We start from the raw sequence: 19,042 nt of genomic DNA, 5'->3' as shown, positions 1-19,042 counted from the left end.
CGGTGTCAGGCACCTATCTGAGGGTCTTCGACCCTCAGATAGGTGCCTGACACCATGGGTTACGCCTTTTAGAACGGCGGATGCACCACCACCGGCAGCTCGACCGAGCTGGCCGCATCCGGCGCGTGATACACCCGCTGCGTCGCCTTGACGTAATCGGCCGCCTTGGCGTGGAAGATGTTCGGCACGTAGCTTTGCGGGTTGCGGTCGTACAGTGGGAACCAGCTGGACTGGATCTGCACCATCAGCCGGTGGCCCGGCTGGATCACGTGGTTCACGTTCGGCAGCGCGAAGCGGTAGCGCTCGACCCGGTTCGCCACCATCGGCGCCGGGCTTTCCAGGCTGTTGCGGTAGCGGCCGCGGAAGATGTCCATCGACAGCGGCAGCTGGAAGCCGCCCATGGCGGGCTGGTTCGGCATCTCGTCCGGATACACGTCGATCACCTTGACCACCCAGTCCGCGTCCGTGCCCGACGTGGCGGCAAACAGGTTGACGACCGGCGCGCCGGACAGCTGCATCGGCGCCTTCAGCGGCGCCGACACGTAGCTCAGCACGTCCGGCCGGTCCGCCACGAAGCGCTGGTCGCGCACCAGCCAGGGCTGCCAGACGTCACGGTCGCCCATGCGCACCGGGCGTGGTACGAACGGCACCGGCTTGGCGGGATCGGCTACGTATTCGTCATAGGCCGCGCCAGCGGCCGGCTGCTTGAAATCGAGTCCGAATCCGCCCTGCAGGTAAACTGTCGACGTCGATGCCGCCAGCGGCCAGCGCGGCAGCCGCTGCCAGCGGTTGCTGCCGGTCTGGTAGGACAGCACCGGCGGCGTGTCGGCTGCCGGGGCGCCGTCCTTCAGGTACTGGTCGAGGAAAGGCTGCATGACGTCGCGGCGGAATTCCAGCGCCGTGTCGCCGGTGAACTTCAGCGCGCCCAGGCTGGAGCCGTCGTAATTGACGCCGCTGTGGCGCCATGGCCCGATCACCAGGTAGTTGCGCTTGTTGTCCGCGTCCTGGGCCTCCAGCGCGCCATAGACGGCATACGCGCCGTAGATGTCCTCCTGGTCCCACTGGCCGACCACCGTCATGGTCGGCACCGTCAGCTTGCGCGCGCCCAGGATGCGATCGAGCGCCTGGTGCTGCCAGTAGCTGTCGTAGGCCGGGTGCTCGAACAGCTTCTTCGTGTAGTTGAGCTTGTCCAGGCCGAACCGCTTGGCATAATCCGCGACCGAGCCGCCGCGCAGCACGCTGTCGTAGTCGTCGTAGACGCCGGTCGCCAGCTCGCTGCCGCTGCCGCGCGCCGTAGTCTGGCTGGCGATGTAGTGCAACGTGTTGACGCGGAAGGCGCCGTTGTGGAACCAGTCGTCGCCGCGCCAGCCGTCCACCATGGGGCTCATCGGCACCGCCACCTTCAGCGCCGGGTGCGGATCGGCCAGCGCCATCAGCACCGTGAAGCCCTCGTACGAGGAGCCCAGCATGCCGACCTTGCCATTGCTTTCCTTGACGTTCTTGACCAGCCACTCGATCGTGTCCCAGGCGTCGGTCGCGTGATCGGTCTTCGTGTTGTTCAGCGGTCCGCGCAGCGGGCGCGTCATCACGTAGTCGCCCTCCGAGCCGTACTTGCCGCGCACGTCCTGGAACACACGGATATAGCCGGCCCGCACCATCGTCTCGTCGCCCGCCGGCAAGGTCGCCAGCATGTTCGGGCTGACGGCGCGGCTGGTGCGCCCGGCCGCGTTGTACGGCGTGCGCGTCAGCAGCATCGGCGCGCGCTGTGCGCCCTTCGGTACCAGGATGATCGTATGCAGCTTGACGCCGTCGCGCATCGGGATCATGACCACGCGCTTGACGTAGTCGTGGGCATCAAGCGGCGCCTCGAACCTGGCGCCGATATCGGGTGCCATCGGTGGGGTCTGGGCCAGGGCGGATGTGGCAAGCAGGGACGAAGCCAGGGCAAGGGTGCGCAGGCGCATGGAATCTCCGGTATTGTTTTGAAGATAAACATACTACCGTGCAGTTGCCATGTATGCAACGAAACAATTGCTTACAAGCTAAATGGCAGCGGGCACACTGGCGTTACACCTGGGCGTCATGATGGAGCCATCGCAACCCGAGGAGCCCATCATGAAAAAGCTGCTGATCGCCACCCTGCTTGCCGCCGCCCTGCCCCTGGCCAGCGCCGCCGTGATCGTCGTGCGCGAGGCGCCGCCCCCGCCGCGCCATGAACACGTGCCGGCCGCCCGCCATGGTTACGTCTGGACGCCCGGCTACTGGCAATGGACCGGCCAACGCTACAGCTGGCATCGCGGCGCATACGTGCGCGCCCGCCCCGGCCAGCACTGGAATGCGCCGGCCTGGCATGAACGCGATGGCCGCTGGGCGTTCGAGCGTGGCGGCTGGCGCGCCGGTGACCGCGACCGCGACGGCGTGCCGAACCGCTACGACCGCGACCGTGACGGCGACGGCGTGCCGAACCGCCACGACGATCGCCCGGACAATGCGCGCCGCCACTAAAGTGCTGGCGCCGCCCGCTGCTTGACAGGGCGGCGCCAACCTGTAAACATACGGGCATGAATTTTCATCCATCCCATCACGCCAACCGCACCGCCACGCCCTGGTGGCGCCGCTCCCAGCGCGCGGCCACTGCAAAGTGATGTGATACCCATCTCAACGCCGCCCCTGCCAGGTGGCGTTTTCATTGGCGCGGCCGGTCGGGGCAACCGAACCAGGAACGCCATGACCGACACCACCACCGAATCCGTCGCCGCAACCTCCGAGTCTTCCGTGATCAGCGCCGCCGACGCGGCCAAGAGCACCACGCCCGCCGTCATCCTGACGGGCGACCGCCCCACCGGGCCGCTGCACCTGGGCCACTTCGTCGGCAGCCTGCGCAGCCGCGTCGAGTACCAGCACCAGTACAAGCAGTACATCATGCTGGCCGACTCGCAGGCGCTGACGGACAATATGGACGACACCAACAAGGTGCACCGCAACGTCGTCGAGGTGGCGCTGGACTACCTGGCGGTCGGCATCGACCCGGCCAAGTCGACCATCCTGATCCAGTCGCAGATCCCGGAACTGGCCGAGCTGACGTTCTACTACCTGAACATGGTGACGGTGGCGCGCCTGGAGCGCAATCCGACCGTCAAGGCGGAAATCGTGCTGCGCGGCTTCGAGCGCGACATCCCGGCCGGCTTCCTGACTTACCCGGCCTCCCAGGCCGCCGACATTTCCGCCTTCAAGGCGTCGATCGTGCCGGTGGGCGAAGACCAGATCCCGATGATCGAGCAGACCAACGAGATCGTGCGCCGCTTCAACCGCCTGGCGAACAAGGACGTGCTGGTCGAGTGCAAGGCGCTGGTGCCGGAAATCGGCCGCCTGCCGGGCATCGACGGCAAGGCCAAGATGAGCAAATCGCTGGGCAACACGATCAACCTGGGCGCCTCGGCCGACGAGATCACGGCCGCCGTCAAGAAGGTCTACACCGACCCGCTGCACCTGCGCGTGCAGGACCCCGGCCACCTGGAAGGCAATGTGGCGTTCATCTACCTGGATGCGTTCGACCCGGACAAGGCGGCGCTGGAAGAGATGAAAGCGCACTACGTGCGCGGCGGCCTGGGCGACTCGGTCGTCAAGAAGCGCCTGGAAGCGGTGCTGCAGGAGCTGCTGGGCCCGATCCGCGCGCGCCGCGAGGAGTTCGCCAAGGACAAGGGTTACGTCATGCAGCTGCTCAAAGAGGGCACGCTGCGCGCGCGCGAGGTGGCGGCGCAGACGGCCGATGAGGTGAAGGCGGCTTTGGGGCTGTCGTATTTTTGATCTGGACTATGGCCCGTCGCTGCTGACCGGGCTTAGGGTCTGTCCCTTCGGGACTGACCCTGGTTTTAATCGGCGGCTCGGCCATTGCGATGAAAACCGGGGTGAGTCCCCATGCAGGGAAAGACCGTAAGCCCTTATGTGGAGCGCTGACGAACTCCGGGGTCTTGGTGCGGGCTGGTAGGCCCGCACCGCTGCGCAGGCGCGGCGCGGCGCGCCTCGAAACCCCTGCTACGCTCCCCGCAGGGGACTGACCCTGAGTTGTTACGCGGACCGCTGACAAACTTCGGGGTCAGTCCCGAAGGGACAGACCCCAAGCCTGATGCTGAACTACTATCTCATAGGCGCCGCCCTCCTGGCCGCGCTGAACCTGCTCACCTACCTGGCCTACGCCCGCGACAAGGCGGCCGCCCGCGCCGGCCGTCGCCGCACGCCGGAAAACACCCTGTTGCTGCTGGGCCTGCTGGGCGGCTGGCCCGCCGCGCTGCTGGCGCAGCGCCGCCTGCGCCACAAGAGCGCGAAGACCTCCTTCCAGCTGCGCTTCTGGCTGACGGTCGCCGTCAACCTCGGCGCCTTCCTGTTCGTCTGATCACAGCCCGGACGGATACGTCTCCGGCACCTCGTCCAGCTGCCACAGCGCCGAGCGCTCCAGCGGCTGCAAGGCCGTGCTGCGGTCGACGTGGATCAGCGCGTCGAACTGCTGCGCCACCTCCGCATGGAAGTAGTGGCTGTAGCGCTCCGTGTCCGGCCGGTAGATGACACCGATGGCGCGCTCCAGCAGCCGCTTGGGCAGGCGCGCCAGGGCACTGTCGCGGCCCTTCATCGGCAGCAGGAACTGCGGCATGCCGCTGGCTGTCGCCACCTCGTGCAGCAGGCGCTCGACGCTGTCCGGGCGCGACGGCACCACCTGCTTCAACTCGGCCGGGCCATCCCAGTCGGTGGCCGCCGTCACGGTGCCCGTATGCGTCGTGAACCCCAGCAGGAAGGTGTCCTCCGGGCGGTAGCGTTCGCGCACCAGCTGGCCCAGGTTCAGCTGCCCGCCCTCGCCCATCTCGGTGGCGCGGGCGTCGCCCAGGTGCGAGTTGTGCGCCCACACGACCACCTTGGCCGGCTTGCCGGTACGCTGGGCGATGTGCTCGCGCAGCGCTTCCAGCGTTTCCGCCATGTGCGAGTCGCGCACGTTCCAGGACTCGTCGCGGCTCTGGAACATCGAGCGGTAGTAGGTCTCCGCGTTGCGCGCCACGCGCGCGTTCTGCTGCGCATAGAACAGTTCGTCCGGCACCTGGCCGGCCCCTTGCGCGAGGTGGGCATTGGCCTGGCGCGTCAGCTCGGTCAGCTTGCGCATCACTTCGCGTTCGCAATCCTCCTTCATGCCGAACGTGGTGGCGTAGCCGTAGCGCTGCGGATCTTCCGCCATATGGTCGATGCAGGCGTAGCGCTGGCGCGCCCGTTCGGCCGCCTCCGGGTCGGCCTGCTGCAGATAGTCGATCACCGCGTGCATCGATTGCGCCAGGCTGTACAGGTCCAGGCCATAGAAGCCGACGCGGCGCGCGTTGCTGGCCACGTGACCGTTGTGCACGCGCAGCCAGTTGACCAGTTCGACGATCTCCTGGTTGCGCCACATCCATTGCGGGAAGCGCTTGAAGCCGCCCAGCGCGCCTTCCGCCGTCATGTCGTCGCCGCCATGCTGGACGTAGCGGCTCACGCGCAGCGCGTCCGGCCAGTCCGCCTCGACCGCGATGGCGTCGAAGCCCTTCTCCACGATCAGCCGCTTGCTGATTTCCGCGCGCAGCCGGTAGAACTCGCGCGTGCCATGTGTGGCTTCGCCCAGCAGCACGATCGAAGCGTCGCCGATGGTTTCCAGCACCGCGTCGAAGTCGTCCGCATTGGCCAGCGGCCGCGCGTGCTGGCGCAGCGCCGCGATGGCGTTCCTGTCATTCATGGTGCCCTCCTGCTCATGATGCTCTCCGATTGGTCCGGCACACGTTAGCGCAAGCTGTGCGACACTGTCGCCGCTTTAACGACAAGAAAGACCGAACATGTGGCAAGGAGTGACGTGCGGCCTGCTGGCGGGCGCATTGTGGGGCATGGTGTTCATCGTGCCGGAACTGCTGACGGCATTCACGCCGCTGGAACTGGCCGTGGGCCGCTACCTGGCCTACGGTGCCATGGCGCTGGCGCTGCTGCTGCCCAAGCTGGGTGGCCTGGCCACGAGGCTGGACCGGGCCGACCTGCAGGCGCTGCTGCGCCAGGCCTTGAGCGGCAACATCGTGTATTACATGCTGCTGGCGCTGGGCGTGCGCCTGGCCGGGGTGGCGCCGACGTCGCTGATCATCGGCGTGCTGCCAATCTCCGTCACGCTGATGGGGCGCAAGGACCATGGCGCCGTGCCGCTGCGCCAGCTGGCGCTGCCGCTGCTGATCGTCGGCGCCGGCATCGCCTGCGTCAATGTCGATACCTTCCTGCACGCGCAAGCGGCCGGCCGGCCGCTGTGGCAGACCTTGGCCGGCGTGCTGGCGGCAGCCGGCGCGCTGGCCTGCTGGACGTGGTACGCGGTGGACAATGCGCGCTACCTGAAGCGCAACCCGCATTTCAGCAGCGGCGAATGGTCGGCGCTGTACGGCCTGACGTCGGGCCTGCTGGCGCTGGTCATCGGCGCGCTGGCCCTCGCGCTGTGGCACGACGACGTGACAGGTGCCGGCGCCATCGCCACCGGGCGCGACTGGGGCAAGTTCTGGCTGTTCAACGGCCTGCTGGCCCTGGGCGCCTCGGTGATCGGCAACCAGTTGTGGAACGTGGCCAGCCGGCGCGTGCCGGTCACGCTATCGGGCCAGCTGATCCTGTTCGAGACGCTGTTCGCGCTGCTGTACGGCTTCATCTGGCGGGCGCAGTGGCCCCGGCCGCTGGAAATGGCGGCCATCGCGCTGCTGGTGCTCGGCGTGACGTGGTCGGTGCGGGCGCACGCCACGCCGCCACCGCATCCGGCCTGACCAGGTCAGTTCAAGAGACCGTTTTCGGTCAGCGCATCCTGTACCAGCTCCAGCCGCAGCACGGGATTTTCCTGCGCCAGCAAGAGCTCCTTCTGCACCATGTCCAGCTGCAGCAGCTCGCACCAGCGGTTGGCGACCCAGCCGCTGTCGTCGAGCCGGTAAGGCGGCTGCATCGGCATCTGCGCGCCCGTCACGCCGCGCTGCTGCAGCGTGCGGATCAGCGATCCCAGCGCGTTGGCCACGTCCTGCTGGTCGTTCGGGATCGGAATGGCCAGGTCGTCCGGCAGGCGGGTGATCTCGGCCATCCACAGTCCGTGCGGCAGCTGCGTGGCCGTCTCGATGCGAAAGCGCTGCGTGCCAAGGCAGGTGATCTGCATCAGGCCGGGCAGCGGCGCCGTCCACTCGACCACGCGCGCCAGGGTGCCCACGCTGCACAGCGCCTCGTGCTGGCCCGGCTTGCGCACTTCGTCGCCCTGCGCCAGCGGCACGATGCCGAATTCCTCGCCGTTGGCGATGCACTTCTTGATCATGTCCAGGTAGCGCACCTCGAACACCTGCAGGGCCAGGCGGCCGTCCGGAAACAGGATCGTGTTGAGCGGGAAGAGAGGAATCATGGCGGCCATCTTCGCATACATCGCAAAGCGCTGACGCCCGCATGGACAGCGCCCGGCGCACGAACGGCAGCCGCTCCGTCATTACGAAGCGGCTTATCGCGACGGAATATATATGAGTGGCCGCGGCGGTATTGCCGGGACGACGGGTGTCGCCTGTGAGCGACAAATCTGGAAATGACCGCTGACCTGGGTCAAGGCGCTGCACGGATAAGTTCGCGAATATCGGCAGCCCGCGCCGGGCGAATGTGGCAAATAGCCGACAGCCTCGCAGACCTGCTCGCACAATTGCCGCCATGGGAATGGCCATGCACCGCCGGCCTGATTGGCCGTACGCCGTGACGACCGCATCGGCACGTGTTACCGCCGGTAGCGGAAATTTACCGCCTTATCGTCAGCGACCGCTTTGCGCGATCACGAGCGCGGCCGCTATTGGATGCACGTCCGGATTAAACGCTCCGCGCTACTCGTGTTGAAGCAACGCAAATGCCGGCGCGATATTGCGCAACGAAACGCGCGCCGGCAGGTACCGCTTACTGCTTGATCAGGAAATCTTCCTTCTTGCGGCCTTCCAGCCACTTCGGGGCGCGGCCGCGGCCGGTCCAGGTCTGGCCGGTAACATCGTCACGGTATTTCATCGGTACGGGAGCGCGTGGTTTGACGGGTTTCGCGGCTTTGACGGCAGGGCCCAGGTCGGCCAGCGTGAGATTGTATTCACGCATGATGCTTGCAATTTGTTCCTTGGCCTGCGCGATTTCGTTTTTGCGCGCCGTTTCGGCCGCTTTCTGCAATTCGGCGATCTTGGCCTGGTATTCCTGGTAGGTCGTCATGTCTTATCCTTCGTAGGTGTGAAACCGGGTAAAACCGGGGGTGTGACAATCTGTGAGAATTGAATGTACCGCCAATTTACCATAAGATGCAGAACTTATTCCAGGTTTATTCGTGCAGTATGCAACGAAACCTCCAGGGTAATTAAGCGTGGCTCGGCCGATTAACTGATACCGGACAAAGACGGGTGCCGCCTTGAATGGCGACAAGGCGGCGACGCGCATGACGTCGCCACTTGAATGGATGTGAATTGGGCCCGGCTATTGTCCCGGACATTCGCGGCCGCCGGCCATGCCCGGGCGCCGCCTTTCAGAAGCGCATTTCCAGCGTCGCCCTGCCCTGCGGATAACCGGCATACGTGCCCGCACGGCGGCGCACGCCGCTGGCGTCGCGGTAGGCGTTATCGTAGAAATAATCCTGGCCCAGCGCATTCGACACGGCCACGCGCAGCTGGTATTGCGGCGAGAACTTCCACAGCGCATAAACGTCGAGCTCGCGCCGCACCGACTGGTAGCCCGTCTGGTTGGTATCGATGCGTACCGGGCCGCCGGTCCGGAACGCGAAGCTGGCGCCGGTTGTCAGCTTGGCGTCGCGCGTCTTGTAGTCGATGCCCAGCGTGGCCGACAGCGGCGTCTGCTGGCCGAGCCGGTTGTCCGGCCCCGGCACCGCTTCGACGCGCGACCAGTTGCGGCTGACGCTGGCGCGCAGGTCGATGCCGGGCGCCTCCTTCATGACGGCCGACAGCGGCAATTTCGCCTCCAGCTCGACGCTGCGGGTGACGGCGCTGCCGTCGTTGACGGGCGCCGAAACCCAGCGGCCGTTGGCGTCGAGGAACAGGCCCTGGCGCGTATAGCCGCTGATGCGGCGCATCGACACGGCTGCGCTCAGCAGCGCGTTCTCGGCCCAGTAGTGCTCGTAGGAAGCATCGATGCCGGTCGCCAGCTCCGGCTGCAGGTCCGGGTTGCCGCGCCGGTCGGGTTCGGTCTGGCTGTTGTTGGTCGACGTGAAGCGGCGCGGGATCAGGTTGTTGGCGGCCGGCGCCTTGTACGTGCGCGTCAGGGCCAGGCGCAGCTGGTCACGGCTGTCCGGGAGCTTGTACAACGTCTGCGCCAGCGGGCTCCAGACGCTGGTCCTGGTACGCACGGTATCGAACGTACTGCCTTCGCTGGTCGTGTCGATGCCTTCCCAGCGCACGCCCACGTACATCGACCAGCGCGGCGTCACGTCCCACTCGTCCTGGGCGTACAGCGCCAGCCGGCGGACGCTGGCCTGGTAGCCTTCGTCGGCATTATCCGGCGGCGTGCCGGGCAGCGCCGCGTCGCGCTCGACGCGCGCGTCTTCGCGCCAGGTGGTGCCCGCGTCCCACCCCATCGACAACGCATGACCCGGCACCAGCGGCGTCGAATACTTGCCCTGGGTGCTGACGCCCCGTTCGCGCGTGCTGCTGTGGATGTCGGCGTCGCGCCACAGCGTGGCGAAGCGATAGTCCTGTTCTTCCCACAGGCCGCGCGAACGCATCCAGTGGGTGCCCAGCTTGACGTCCAGCTTGGCGCCATTGGCGAACTTGCCAACCCAGTTGAGGTCGCTGCGGCCGAACGTGTTGCGGGCATCCTCCTGCAACGTGCGCTCCGTATAGCGCGGCGGCGTGCCGACCGGCGTCTCGATGGCCTGGGCGCCCAGGTAGTCGTTGTGCTGCGTGTTGCCGTAGGTCTGCCACGTGATGGTATCGCCGTCCGCCAGCGTCCAGTTCAGGCGCAGGTTCAGGCTCGCGCCCTCCGGGCTGCCGCGGTCGTGCTGGCGCGAACGCTGCACCTCGACCAGACGGCCGTCGGCGCTCATCCGGGTCTCCTCGGTGGGCGTCTCGCGGTCGTAGCGGTAGCGCCAGGCATTGGCGCTCAGCGAATAGCTGAGCGAACCCAGCTTGTCGGACAGCTGCAGGTTGGCGAAGGGATTGCTGGCGTCGGCGCTCTCGCCGGTGCCGATCTTCAGTTCGCGCTGGGCCGTCTTGACGGCCTTTTTCAACACGATATTGATCGTGCCGGCGATCGACTGGGTGGAAAACTCGGCGCTGGCCGCGCGCACGATCTCGATGCGCTCGATCGAGTCCGGCGCCAGCGTATCGATCGAGAAGCCGGCCGGGGCGCGCTCGCCGTTCAGCAGGATTTGCGTATAGCCGCTGCCCAGGCCGCGCATGCGGATGTCGTTGCCGCCGCGCCCGCCGCCGCCGACGGTGATGCCGGGCAGCCGTTTCAACACGTCGCTGACGGACGTGTCGCCGTAGCGCAGGATTTCCTCGCTCGAGACGACGATCTTGCTGGCGGTATCGTCGCGGCGCGGGTCGTAGGCCGTGCTGGAGCCCTTGATTTCGACTTTCTGGATTTTTTCGGGTGCGGTCTCGGCCTTGGCCGGCGGTTTTTCCTCAACGGCAGGCGTGGTGGTCAGGACTTGGGCGTGCGCCGGCAATGCCGTGCAAACGGTGGCCGCGACGGCGGCCGCGATGGCGCGCGGGCGCAGCGGTAAAGGGAAGGACATGGAAGGATCTGGCGGTTAGTAATTTTGCAAGATGCAGTATTGTAAGATGTTTTTCACGAGAATTGTTAGCCTCACAGAAATATTTCTCGTGCGCGAACGGCCCCGCTCGCGTTGCCGGCGCGGCTATAATGCGTTCTTGATCATGTCAGGGATTCCATCGTGTCCGACCGTCTTGCCGTACTGCCCCAATACCTGCTCCCGAAAGGGGCGCTGACCAATTTCGCCGGCCGCGTGGCGGGGGCGAAAGGCGGCGCCATGACGACGCGGCTGATCCGCTGGTTCGTCGGCAAGTACGACGTCAATATGGACGAGGCGGAAAACCCGGACATCGCCAGCTACAAGAGCTTCAACGAATTCTTTACCCGGGCCCTGAAGCCGGGCGTGCGACCGCTGGCCGATGCCGACTTCGTCTGCCCGGTCGATGGCCGCATCAGCCAGTTCGGCGCCATCGAGGACGACCAGATCTTCCAGGCCAAGGGCCACAAGTTCACGACGACGGCGCTGGTCGGCGGCGACCGCACGCTGGCGGACCAGTTCCGGCACGGCAGCTTCGCCAACCTGTACCTGTCGCCACGCGACTACCACCGCATCCACATGCCGTGCGATGGCAGGCTGACGCGCATGATCTACATCCCGGGCGACCTGTTCTCGGTCAACCCGACCACGGCGCGCGGCATCCCGGGCCTGTTCGCCCGCAACGAACGGGTGGTGTGCGTGTTCGACACGGCCGCCGGCCCGTTCGTCATGACGCTGGTGGGCGCGACGATCGTCGGCAGCATGGCGACCGTGTGGCACGGCGTGGTCAACCCGCCGCGCCAGCCCACGCTGTGCGAATGGACCTACCATGACCGCGACATCGTGCTGAAGAAGGGCGAGGAACTGGGCCGTTTCCTGCTGGGCTCGACCGTCGTCATGCTGTTCCCGAAGGACACGCTGGCGTTCAACCCGCACTGGCAGCCGGCCGGCCCGGTGCGGCTGGGCGAGATGATGGCCAATCTGCAAAACCGGTGACGGTGCCGGTATTTCCTGAAAACCCGGGCCTGTCCCGAATGCCGCTAAGTTAAGGAAAAATTATCAGCCAGCCGCAGACGTCTTTGCATCCAACAGCGGAGAGCTGGGGTCAGACCCGGCGGGTCTGACCCCGGTTTTGGGCCTGGGGGTTGAGAGATCCGCCTGCGGCCCTGTGAGTCTTACATTCTTAACTTGGCGGCATTAGGCGTTTCAGGCGATCGTCGCGTTGTAGTGGCGCTCCAGCATGTCGAGGAACACCCGCGTCTTGGCTGGCATCAGGCGCCGGCCGGGGAACACCGCCCAGCCCGTGACCGCCGGGAACGCCCACTCCGGCAATACCTTGACCAGGCTGCCGTCGCGCAGCAGCCCGGCCACGGAACGGTCGGTGCAGCTGGCGATGCCGGCGCCGGCCGCGGCCATGCGCGCCAGCAGCTCGGGCGAGTTGCCGGACAGTCGCACCGGCAGCTCCCGTTCCCATTCCGTCTTGTCGCGCAGCAGCTTCCAGCGCACCAGCCCGGCCTGCACGGCGCCCAGCCCCAGCAGGTCGTGGCGGAACAGCTCGTCCGGATGCTCGGGCAACCCGTGCGCCGCCGTATAGGCCGGCGCGGCGTACAGCGACCACGTGCTGTGCACGACGGGCCGGGCGGCCAGCGTGGCGTCGTCCGGCAGCGCGCCCATGCGCACGGCCAGGTCGAAGCCTTCGGCCAGCAGGTCGACGCGGCGCGGCGACAGGTCCAGCTGCAACGTGATCGCCGGATAGCGCGCCAGGAACTCCGGCAGCACGCTGGCCATCTCCTCGTTGGCGAAGTCGGCCGGCATCGACACCTTCAGGTGGCCGCTCGGCGCCTGCTGCCGATGCTGCGCCAGCGCGCCCGCTGCCGCCGTCTCTTCCGCCACCTTGCGGGCATGCTCCAGCAGGCTGGCGCCGAATTCCGTCAGCACCAGCCGCCGCGTCGTGCGCTGCAGCAGCCGTTCGCCGACCTGCCTTTCCAGCAGCGCCAGCCGGCGCGACACGGTGGACTTCGGCAGGTCGAGGCGCTGCGCCGCCTGGCTGAAACTGCCGCATTCGACGATGCGGGCGAACAGCAGCAGGTCGGCGGGATCGATGTCCATGATTGTTCCATGAGTGGGTCAATGTTATCCATTTTAACGTCTTCTTTAGCGCAGATGGAACGGATAAAGTACACCCATCGCAGCACACGACGAACCCACACGAGGAGCACACCATGAATATCCTGCAGATCAACTCCAGCGCCCGCAGCAGCGGTTCCGAATCGACCCGCCTGGCCGACGAGATCGTCGCCCGCGTGGCGGCCGGCAAGGAGGCCAACGTGGTCCGCCGCGACCTGGCGGCCGAGCCGCATCCGGTGCTGGACGAATCCGCACTGCAGGCCCTGTTCACCCCGGCCGACCAGCGCACCCCGGCGCAGGCGGCCCGGGTGGCACTGGACGACGCACTGATCGCCCAGGCCCAGGCCGCCGACGTGATCGTCATCGGCGCACCGATGTACAACTTCGGCATCACCGTGCAGCTGAAGAGCTGGTTCGACGCCATCGCCCGCGCCGGCGTGACGTTCCGTTACAGCGCCAGCGGTCCGGAAGGCCTGCTGAAGGGCAAAAAGGTGTACGTCGCCGTGACCCGTGGCGGCATGCACAAGGACGGTCCGACCGACAGCCAGCTGCCGCACCTGCGCACCTTCCTGTCCTTCCTGGGCCTGACCGACGTCCAGTTCGTGTTCTCGGAAGGCCATGGCATGGGGGCGGACGCCGTGGCGCGGGCCCGGGCCGAGGCGCGCCAGCAGATCGAAGCGCTGGCTTGATACCAACAACCAGGAGGCCATCATGGCAGACATCGACAACAGCAATACGGTCACGCGGCCGCGCACCGTGGAACGCGTGATCGCCGGCCAGGCCGTCATGGACGGCGCGGGCGTGAAGATCAACCGGGTGCTGACGCAGCCGTTGCAGCGTCGCCTCGATCCGTTCCTGATGCTGGACAACTTTGGCTCGGACGAGGCCAACGACTACATCGCCGGCTTCCCGAACCACCCGCACCGGGGCTTCGAGACGGTGACGTACATGATCGAGGGCCGCATGCGCCACCGCGACAGCGCCGGCAACGAAGGCCTGCTGGAGAACGGCGGCGTGCAGTGGATGACGGCCGGGCGCGGCGTGATCCATTCGGAAATGCCGGAACAACAGGAAGGCCGCATGGAAGGCTTCCAGCTGTGGCTGAACCTGCCCGCGCGGGACAAGATGCGCTCGCCCTGGTACCGCGACTTCAAGGCCGCCGACGTGCCCGCGTTCACGACGCCGGCCGGCGCCGGCGTGCGCGTCATCGCCGGCAGCAGCCATGGTGTCGCGGGCGCCGTGCAGCGGGATGGCACCGAGCCGCTGTACCTGGACGTGACCTTGCCGCCCGGTGCCGTGTTCGACCAGCCGCTGCCGGCCGGTCACAATGCCTTCCTGTACCCATACCGGGGCAGCGTGACGACCGGCGCACGCATCATCGCCACGCGCACGATGGCGATTTTCGCCAACGACGGGGACAGCGACGGCGTCAGCATCGCCGGCCCGGCTGGCGAACCGGCCCGTTTCATCCTGGTCGCCGGCCGGCCCCTGCACGAGCCGATCGCGCAATACGGCCCGTTCGTCATGAACACGCAGCAGGAACTGCAGCAGGCGGTGGAGGACTTCCGCGCCGGCCGCCTGGGCGAGGAAGCCCACGCCGGGCAACCAACCCCACCCGGCGACGGGTAACCATCCCCACCCGGCGGCGGGTGAGGAACCCACCTGCCGCCGGCTGATCGCGCCAGCCGGCGGCGCCCTCGCTAGGCGGCCGCCGGCACGCTAGAATGCGCGGATGACCAGTCCCATCCTGCATTTGCTGAAACGCCTGAGCCGTGCGCTCGGGCTCGACACGGCCGACAGCTTTCCCCCAGGCCACCGCTACGCGCGCACGCGCTGGAACGCGGCCTATTTCGACATCGCTTCGAACGTCCCGCCCGACGAGATGGAGCGGCGCATCTGCGACGCCGTCGCCAATACGCCGCTGGTATTCGGCCACATCGTCAACCCCACGCCACGCATGCAGCGCACGTTGCTCGGATTGCTCGAGCAACGCCTGCGGCTGGGCCACCGGCGCGAGGCCGCGCAACTGGCCGCCCTGCTGCTGCGTGCCTACCACAGCCGCGACACCCCCGAGGCGGTGCCGGGGCTGCGCGCGGCCATCGACGCGGGCGCGCACCTGGACGGCAACAAGCGCATCGCCGCCGTGCTGGATTTCCTGGGCGGCTCCGATGCCCCGTTCGACGTGATCGAGATGAAGTAGCCAAGTCAACTGCGACAAGCGCCGGTGTAACGAAAAGACAACACGCCGAAGCGACTGTCCGGACCTTATGGCTGAGCTCAAATGCCGCGCCAGCTCAGCGTTTCATGACCGTTCGATGACATGCCGGCCGACCGTTAGGCGCAAATCAATTAACCTTAGCTTAATTTTGTTGTTGCATTAACAAGCGGCGGGAGTACAGTAGAGCTGCACCCCACAACGGTGCGACCCTCTCAAATGCAAAGGAGCTTACTGTGCGTATTTCCCGTTTCGTAACGACCGCAATCGCTTCCGCAGTCCTGCTGTGCGCCGCCAGCGCACAGGCCGCCATCACCACGTACACCAGCCAGTCCGCCTATCTGGCGGCCGTGGGCACGACCGGCGTCGACACCTTCGACGACCTGGAAATCGATGAATACGGCGGCCCGCTGGACCGCACCGCCGGCTCCTATGCATACACGATCGCGGCAGGGCCCGCCAATCCGTCGCTGTGGGGCGCCACCGACGACTTCAGCGACTACTGGCTGACGGGCGGCAACCGCATCGACATCGTCTCCTTCAGCAGCAAGACGCCAGTCGCCGGCGCCGGTGGCTTCTTCTTCGGCTCCGACCTGTTCGGTTCGTACACCGACGCGGACTACCTGATCCTGACCGCCACCGACAGCACCGGCGCCAAGATCGACTACCGCCTGTCGGCACCGGACAAGGGCTCGTTCGTGGGCTTCGTGTCGGACCACGACCTGGTCTCGCTGACGATGACGGCCGAGGACCAGCCGGGCGTGTGGGCCACCGTCAACGACCTGCACCTGTCGGTGGCGGCCGTACCGGAACCCAGCACCTACGGCATGCTGCTGGGCGGCCTGGGCCTGATGGGCTATCTGGCCCGTCGCAAGCGCCGCGCTTAAGACGGCGACAGCGAGCCGGCCGCGCCCGCGGCCGGCTGCCTGCGCGGCGCGTCGAACCAGCGCGCGCGCAGGCGCATGAACGGCGTCTCCACCAGCGCATACAACAGCCAGCCTGCCCACACGCTGGCCAGCAGCAACAGCAGCACGCCAAGGGGCTCATCGGCAGCGATGCCCAGCGGCGCCAGCAGCGGTGCCAGCACGATGCACAGCTGCTTGTGCACCAGGTAGATGGCATACGACCACAATGCCAGGCTGGCAGCACCCGGCAGCCGCAGCCGGTACAGCAGCGAGCCAGGGCTGAGCGCCGCCAGCACCAGCAAGCCGAATCCCAGCGCCAGCAACGGATAACCATAGATTGTTTCGGCGCGGCCGAAATGATTGGCCAGGAACAGCTGGAAGGCACAGCCGACGACGGCGACCCCGGATGCCAGCGTCCAGTTGCCCCAGGCCGTCAGCCTGGCCCACGCCCGCGCATGACAATTCTTCAGCAGCGCCAGCGCGACCCCGGCCACCAGTTCGTCGAAGCGGCACAACGTCGAATAATAGATGGTGCGGTAGAACAGCGCGTTGCCCCCCTGCGGCGGGCGGGCCGCGTCCCACGCGTGCGCCCGCAGCAGCATGCCCGCCACGCAACTGGCAAGGATCAGCAGCCAGGCCAGCGGCAAGCGCCAGCGCCGGCTGGCAGCCACCAGCAGCGCCAGCGCCGGCAAGGCCATGTAGAACTGCTCCTCCACGCACAGCGACCACGAGTGCGAGAAGCGCGTGCCCGGCTTCAGGTCGAAGTTCAGCGTAAAGGTCAGGTACTGCCACCACGGCGCGTGCGGCGAGCCGGCCGCGAACACCGGCCAGAACGCGTACAGCGCCAGCACGACATAGTAATTGGGCAGCGTGCGCAGCAGCCGGCGCGCGTAGAACACCGGCAGCGAGAACGTGCCCTGGCGCAGGCTGGCGAAGATCTGGTTGCCGATCAGGTAGCCGGACAGTGCGAAAAACAGGTCCACTCCGGCCCAGCCGATCTCGCCGACGGCACCGAGCGTGGGCCGGTGCGTGACGAAGTTGACGTAATGGTTGGCGAACACCAGCAGGATCGCGAGCGCGCGCAGGGTGTCGAGGCCGTACAGGCGCTTGGTCGGGCTTTCTATCATGGCGGCATTCTACCCGGCGCAGCCGCTAGAATAGCGCTCCGACCTTTGCCAGGAACGCCGCATGAACCCGTCCACGCCGCTGCACTTCCGTTCGACCACCTACACCGGCCTGGCGCCGGGGCCGCGCCTGATCGTCACGGGCGCCGTGCACGGCAACGAAACGGCGGGCACGCAAGGCATCGTGCGCGTCATGGCCGAACTCGACAGCGGTACATTGACCATTGCCGCCGGCAGCGTCACGTTCGTGCCCGTGACCAATCCGCTGGCGTATGCACGGGGCGAGCGCGCCGGGCAACGCAACCTGAACCGCAACCTGTTCCCGAAAGCGCAGCCGGAGGATTTCGAAGACCGCGTCGCCAACTGGCTGTGCCCGCTGCTGGCCGCCCACGACGTGCTGCTCGACCTGCACTCCTTCCATGCGCCGGGCGAGCCGTTCGTCATGATGGGACCGCGCGACAACGATGGCCCGCTGGAGCCGTTCCATCACGAGCAGGCGGAGCGTTCACTGGCGCGGGTACTGGGCGTGCGCCGCTTCGTCGACGGCTGGCTGCGCACGTATGGCGCCGGCGTCGAGCGGCGCCTGCGCGGCGACAGCCAGCTCGAAACGGTGCTGCGCTATGGCGTGGGCACGACCGAATACATGCGCACGACGGGCGGCTACGCGCTGACCCTGGAGTGCGGCCAGCATGCCGATCCGCAGGCGCCCGAGGTGGCCTATCGCGCCATCCGCAACACGCTGGCGCATCTGGGGCTGGTGGACGAAGCGGCGCCGCGGCCGGTGCCGGCCGATGCCGTCGAGGCGCTGTCGATGGTGGAGGTGTTCGACAAGCTGCACGACGGCGACGCCTTCACCAGGCCCTGGTCCAGCTTCGACCGGGTGGCGACAGGCGCCGAGATCGGCCGGCGCGCCGATGGTACGCCGGTGCTGGCGCCATTCGATGCGGTGATGCTGTTCCCGGACAGCGCGGCACGGGCCAATGCGGAGTGGTACTACCTGGCGCGCGTCAATCCGGCATTCTGAGGGCGCCGTGCCCTCGCTGCCGACAAGCCCGCCGCCGGCCGGTTCCGGTCAGCTTTCCGGATCGTAGTGGAACTCGCGCAGTTCCTGGTCACAGCGGCAGGCCGCCGCAAGCCGGGCCGCCCACTGGACGGCGGCATCCCTGGACGGCAACTCGAGCACGCAGAATCCGCCATCGAATCGCGCAGTCTGCGGATAGGTCGTGCCGGTACGCCCGCCGTCGGCCGCCACCCTCTCCGGCGCGACCCCGGCATTGATGCCGCCGGCAAAGACATAGACCCCGGCAGCCTTCGCTGCGCGGATCACCGCGTGCGATGCCGCCGCGACGGCGGGCATCTCTTCGGCGGGAACGTCCATTGCGCTGGCCGGGAACGAAATCAGGAACTTGGTCACGAAGCCTCCTTCGTACACGTCATCCATGCCGCTCAATGCGGCGACAGCAGCTTCAAGCCGGCGATGCCGGCCACGATCAGGGCAATGCAAAACAGCCGCGCGGCGCCGGCGGGTTCGCCCAGCACCAGCATGCCGAAAATGGCCGTGCCGACGGTGCCGATACCCGTCCAGACCGCATAGGCCGTGCCCAGCGGCAGGCCGCGCAGCGCGAGGCCCAGCAGGCCGACGCTGCCGGCCATCGCGGCCAGGGTCAGCGCGCTCGGCAGCAGCCGCGTGAAGCCGGCCGTGTATTTCAGGCCGACCGCCCAGCCCACTTCCAGCAAACCGGCAACAAACAGGAACATCCAGGACATATGCCTCTCCAATGAGTGGCAAGGCCGTCCCTGCCGCGAACCCGGGCGGCGCGCGGCGCCGGCGGGGCCGTCCCCACGGGTGACGCGGCAGTATATCATTCACGCTTTCCTGCCGGGCCGGTGG

Annotated in this window: 19 protein-coding genes; 10 read left to right on the top strand and 9 right to left on the bottom strand. The window is 67.1% G+C overall.

Annotation, left to right across the window (positions count from 1 at the left end):
- Positions 1-68: 68 nt before the first annotated feature.
- A complete protein-coding gene (locus E7V67_010825) occupies positions 69-1,964 on the bottom strand; it encodes a CocE/NonD family hydrolase (protein WUR15564.1) in 1,896 nt (631 codons plus the stop codon).
- Between the two features lie 151 nt (positions 1,965-2,115).
- Here E7V67_010825 and E7V67_010820 point away from each other — a divergent pair, with 151 nt between their 5' ends.
- From E7V67_010820 to E7V67_010810, 3 genes are all read left to right on the top strand, one after another.
- Complete coding sequence (locus tag E7V67_010820) at positions 2,116-2,505, top strand: thrombospondin type 3 repeat-containing protein (GenBank protein ID WUR15563.1); 390 nt, start codon at positions 2,116-2,118, stop codon at positions 2,503-2,505.
- Between the two features lie 222 nt (positions 2,506-2,727).
- The gene (gene trpS, locus E7V67_010815) at positions 2,728-3,807 is read left to right on the top strand and encodes a tryptophan--tRNA ligase (GenBank protein WUR15562.1); all 1,080 of its coding nucleotides are present in this window, start codon (positions 2,728-2,730) and stop codon (positions 3,805-3,807) included.
- Between the two features lie 319 nt (positions 3,808-4,126).
- Positions 4,127-4,393: a DUF1294 domain-containing protein gene (locus tag E7V67_010810; GenBank protein ID WUR15561.1), complete on the top strand. Its 267-nt coding sequence runs from the start codon at positions 4,127-4,129 to the stop codon at positions 4,391-4,393.
- Here E7V67_010810 and E7V67_010805 read toward each other — a convergent pair whose 3' ends face one another.
- The gene (locus E7V67_010805) at positions 4,394-5,746 is read right to left on the bottom strand and encodes an erythromycin esterase family protein (protein WUR15560.1); all 1,353 of its coding nucleotides are present in this window, start codon (positions 5,744-5,746) and stop codon (positions 4,394-4,396) included.
- A 97-nt stretch (positions 5,747-5,843) separates the two neighbouring features.
- Here E7V67_010805 and E7V67_010800 point away from each other — a divergent pair, with 97 nt between their 5' ends.
- A complete protein-coding gene (locus tag E7V67_010800; protein WUR15559.1) occupies positions 5,844-6,794 on the top strand; it encodes a DMT family transporter in 951 nt (316 codons plus the stop codon).
- Between the two features lie 5 nt (positions 6,795-6,799).
- Here the strand turns inward: E7V67_010800 and E7V67_010795 are convergent, their stop codons facing one another.
- The 3 genes from E7V67_010795 to E7V67_010785 form a co-directional block, all read right to left on the bottom strand.
- On the bottom strand, positions 6,800-7,408 hold the full coding sequence (locus E7V67_010795; protein WUR15558.1) for an LON peptidase substrate-binding domain-containing protein: 609 nt from the start codon (positions 7,406-7,408) through the stop codon (positions 6,800-6,802).
- A 530-nt stretch (positions 7,409-7,938) separates the two neighbouring features.
- Positions 7,939-8,235, bottom strand: coding sequence for an H-NS histone family protein (locus E7V67_010790; GenBank protein ID WUR15557.1), 297 nt, complete (start codon positions 8,233-8,235; stop codon positions 7,939-7,941).
- Positions 8,236-8,542: 307 nt separating this feature from the next.
- The gene (locus E7V67_010785; GenBank protein WUR15556.1) at positions 8,543-10,765 is read right to left on the bottom strand and encodes a TonB-dependent receptor; all 2,223 of its coding nucleotides are present in this window, start codon (positions 10,763-10,765) and stop codon (positions 8,543-8,545) included.
- Between the two features lie 159 nt (positions 10,766-10,924).
- On the opposite strand from E7V67_010785, the gene asd reads away from it, so the two are divergent.
- Positions 10,925-11,776: an archaetidylserine decarboxylase gene (asd, locus tag E7V67_010780; protein ID WUR15555.1), complete on the top strand. Its 852-nt coding sequence runs from the start codon at positions 10,925-10,927 to the stop codon at positions 11,774-11,776.
- Positions 11,777-11,986: 210 nt separating this feature from the next.
- Here asd and E7V67_010775 read toward each other — a convergent pair whose 3' ends face one another.
- Positions 11,987-12,889: a LysR family transcriptional regulator gene (locus tag E7V67_010775; GenBank protein WUR15554.1), complete on the bottom strand. Its 903-nt coding sequence runs from the start codon at positions 12,887-12,889 to the stop codon at positions 11,987-11,989.
- A 113-nt stretch (positions 12,890-13,002) separates the two neighbouring features.
- Between E7V67_010775 and E7V67_010770 the strand changes: the two genes are divergently transcribed.
- The 4 genes from E7V67_010770 (at position 13,003) to E7V67_010755 (ending at position 16,009) form a co-directional block, all read left to right on the top strand.
- The gene (locus E7V67_010770) at positions 13,003-13,596 is read left to right on the top strand and encodes an NAD(P)H-dependent oxidoreductase (protein WUR15553.1); all 594 of its coding nucleotides are present in this window, start codon (positions 13,003-13,005) and stop codon (positions 13,594-13,596) included.
- Positions 13,597-13,618: 22 nt separating this feature from the next.
- Positions 13,619-14,536, top strand: a complete 918-nt coding sequence (locus E7V67_010765; GenBank protein ID WUR15552.1) for a pirin family protein — start codon at positions 13,619-13,621, stop codon at positions 14,534-14,536.
- 103 nt (positions 14,537-14,639) lie between these two features.
- On the top strand, positions 14,640-15,107 hold the full coding sequence (locus E7V67_010760) for a hypothetical protein (protein ID WUR15551.1): 468 nt from the start codon (positions 14,640-14,642) through the stop codon (positions 15,105-15,107).
- Between the two features lie 251 nt (positions 15,108-15,358).
- Complete coding sequence (locus tag E7V67_010755) at positions 15,359-16,009, top strand: PEP-CTERM sorting domain-containing protein (GenBank protein ID WUR15550.1); 651 nt, start codon at positions 15,359-15,361, stop codon at positions 16,007-16,009.
- Here the strand turns inward: E7V67_010755 and E7V67_010750 are convergent.
- Positions 16,006-17,154 carry an acyltransferase gene (locus E7V67_010750; protein ID WUR15549.1) on the bottom strand — a complete coding sequence of 383 codons (1,149 nt, stop codon included), beginning with the start codon at positions 17,152-17,154 and terminating at the stop codon, positions 16,006-16,008. The two genes, E7V67_010755 and E7V67_010750, sit on opposite strands and share 4 nt — an antisense overlap.
- Positions 17,155-17,215: 61 nt before the next feature.
- Between E7V67_010750 and E7V67_010745 the strand changes: the two genes are divergently transcribed.
- Positions 17,216-18,175, top strand: coding sequence for a succinylglutamate desuccinylase/aspartoacylase family protein (locus E7V67_010745; protein WUR15548.1), 960 nt, complete (start codon positions 17,216-17,218; stop codon positions 18,173-18,175).
- A gap of 48 nt (positions 18,176-18,223) precedes the next feature.
- On the opposite strand, the gene E7V67_010740 is transcribed toward E7V67_010745, so the two are convergent.
- Complete coding sequence (locus E7V67_010740) at positions 18,224-18,529, bottom strand: YciI family protein (protein ID WUR16261.1); 306 nt, start codon at positions 18,527-18,529, stop codon at positions 18,224-18,226.
- A 68-nt stretch (positions 18,530-18,597) separates the two neighbouring features.
- Complete coding sequence (gene sugE, locus E7V67_010735) at positions 18,598-18,918, bottom strand: quaternary ammonium compound efflux SMR transporter SugE (GenBank protein ID WUR15547.1); 321 nt, start codon at positions 18,916-18,918, stop codon at positions 18,598-18,600.
- Between the last annotated feature and the right edge of the window lie 124 nt (positions 18,919-19,042).

The sequence above is a fragment of the [Empedobacter] haloabium genome, assembly GCA_008011715.2.
In the GTDB taxonomy this organism is placed as follows: Bacteria; Pseudomonadota; Gammaproteobacteria; order Burkholderiales; family Burkholderiaceae_D; genus Rugamonas; species Rugamonas haloabia.
This window is presented reverse-complemented; position numbering and strand designations above follow the sequence as displayed.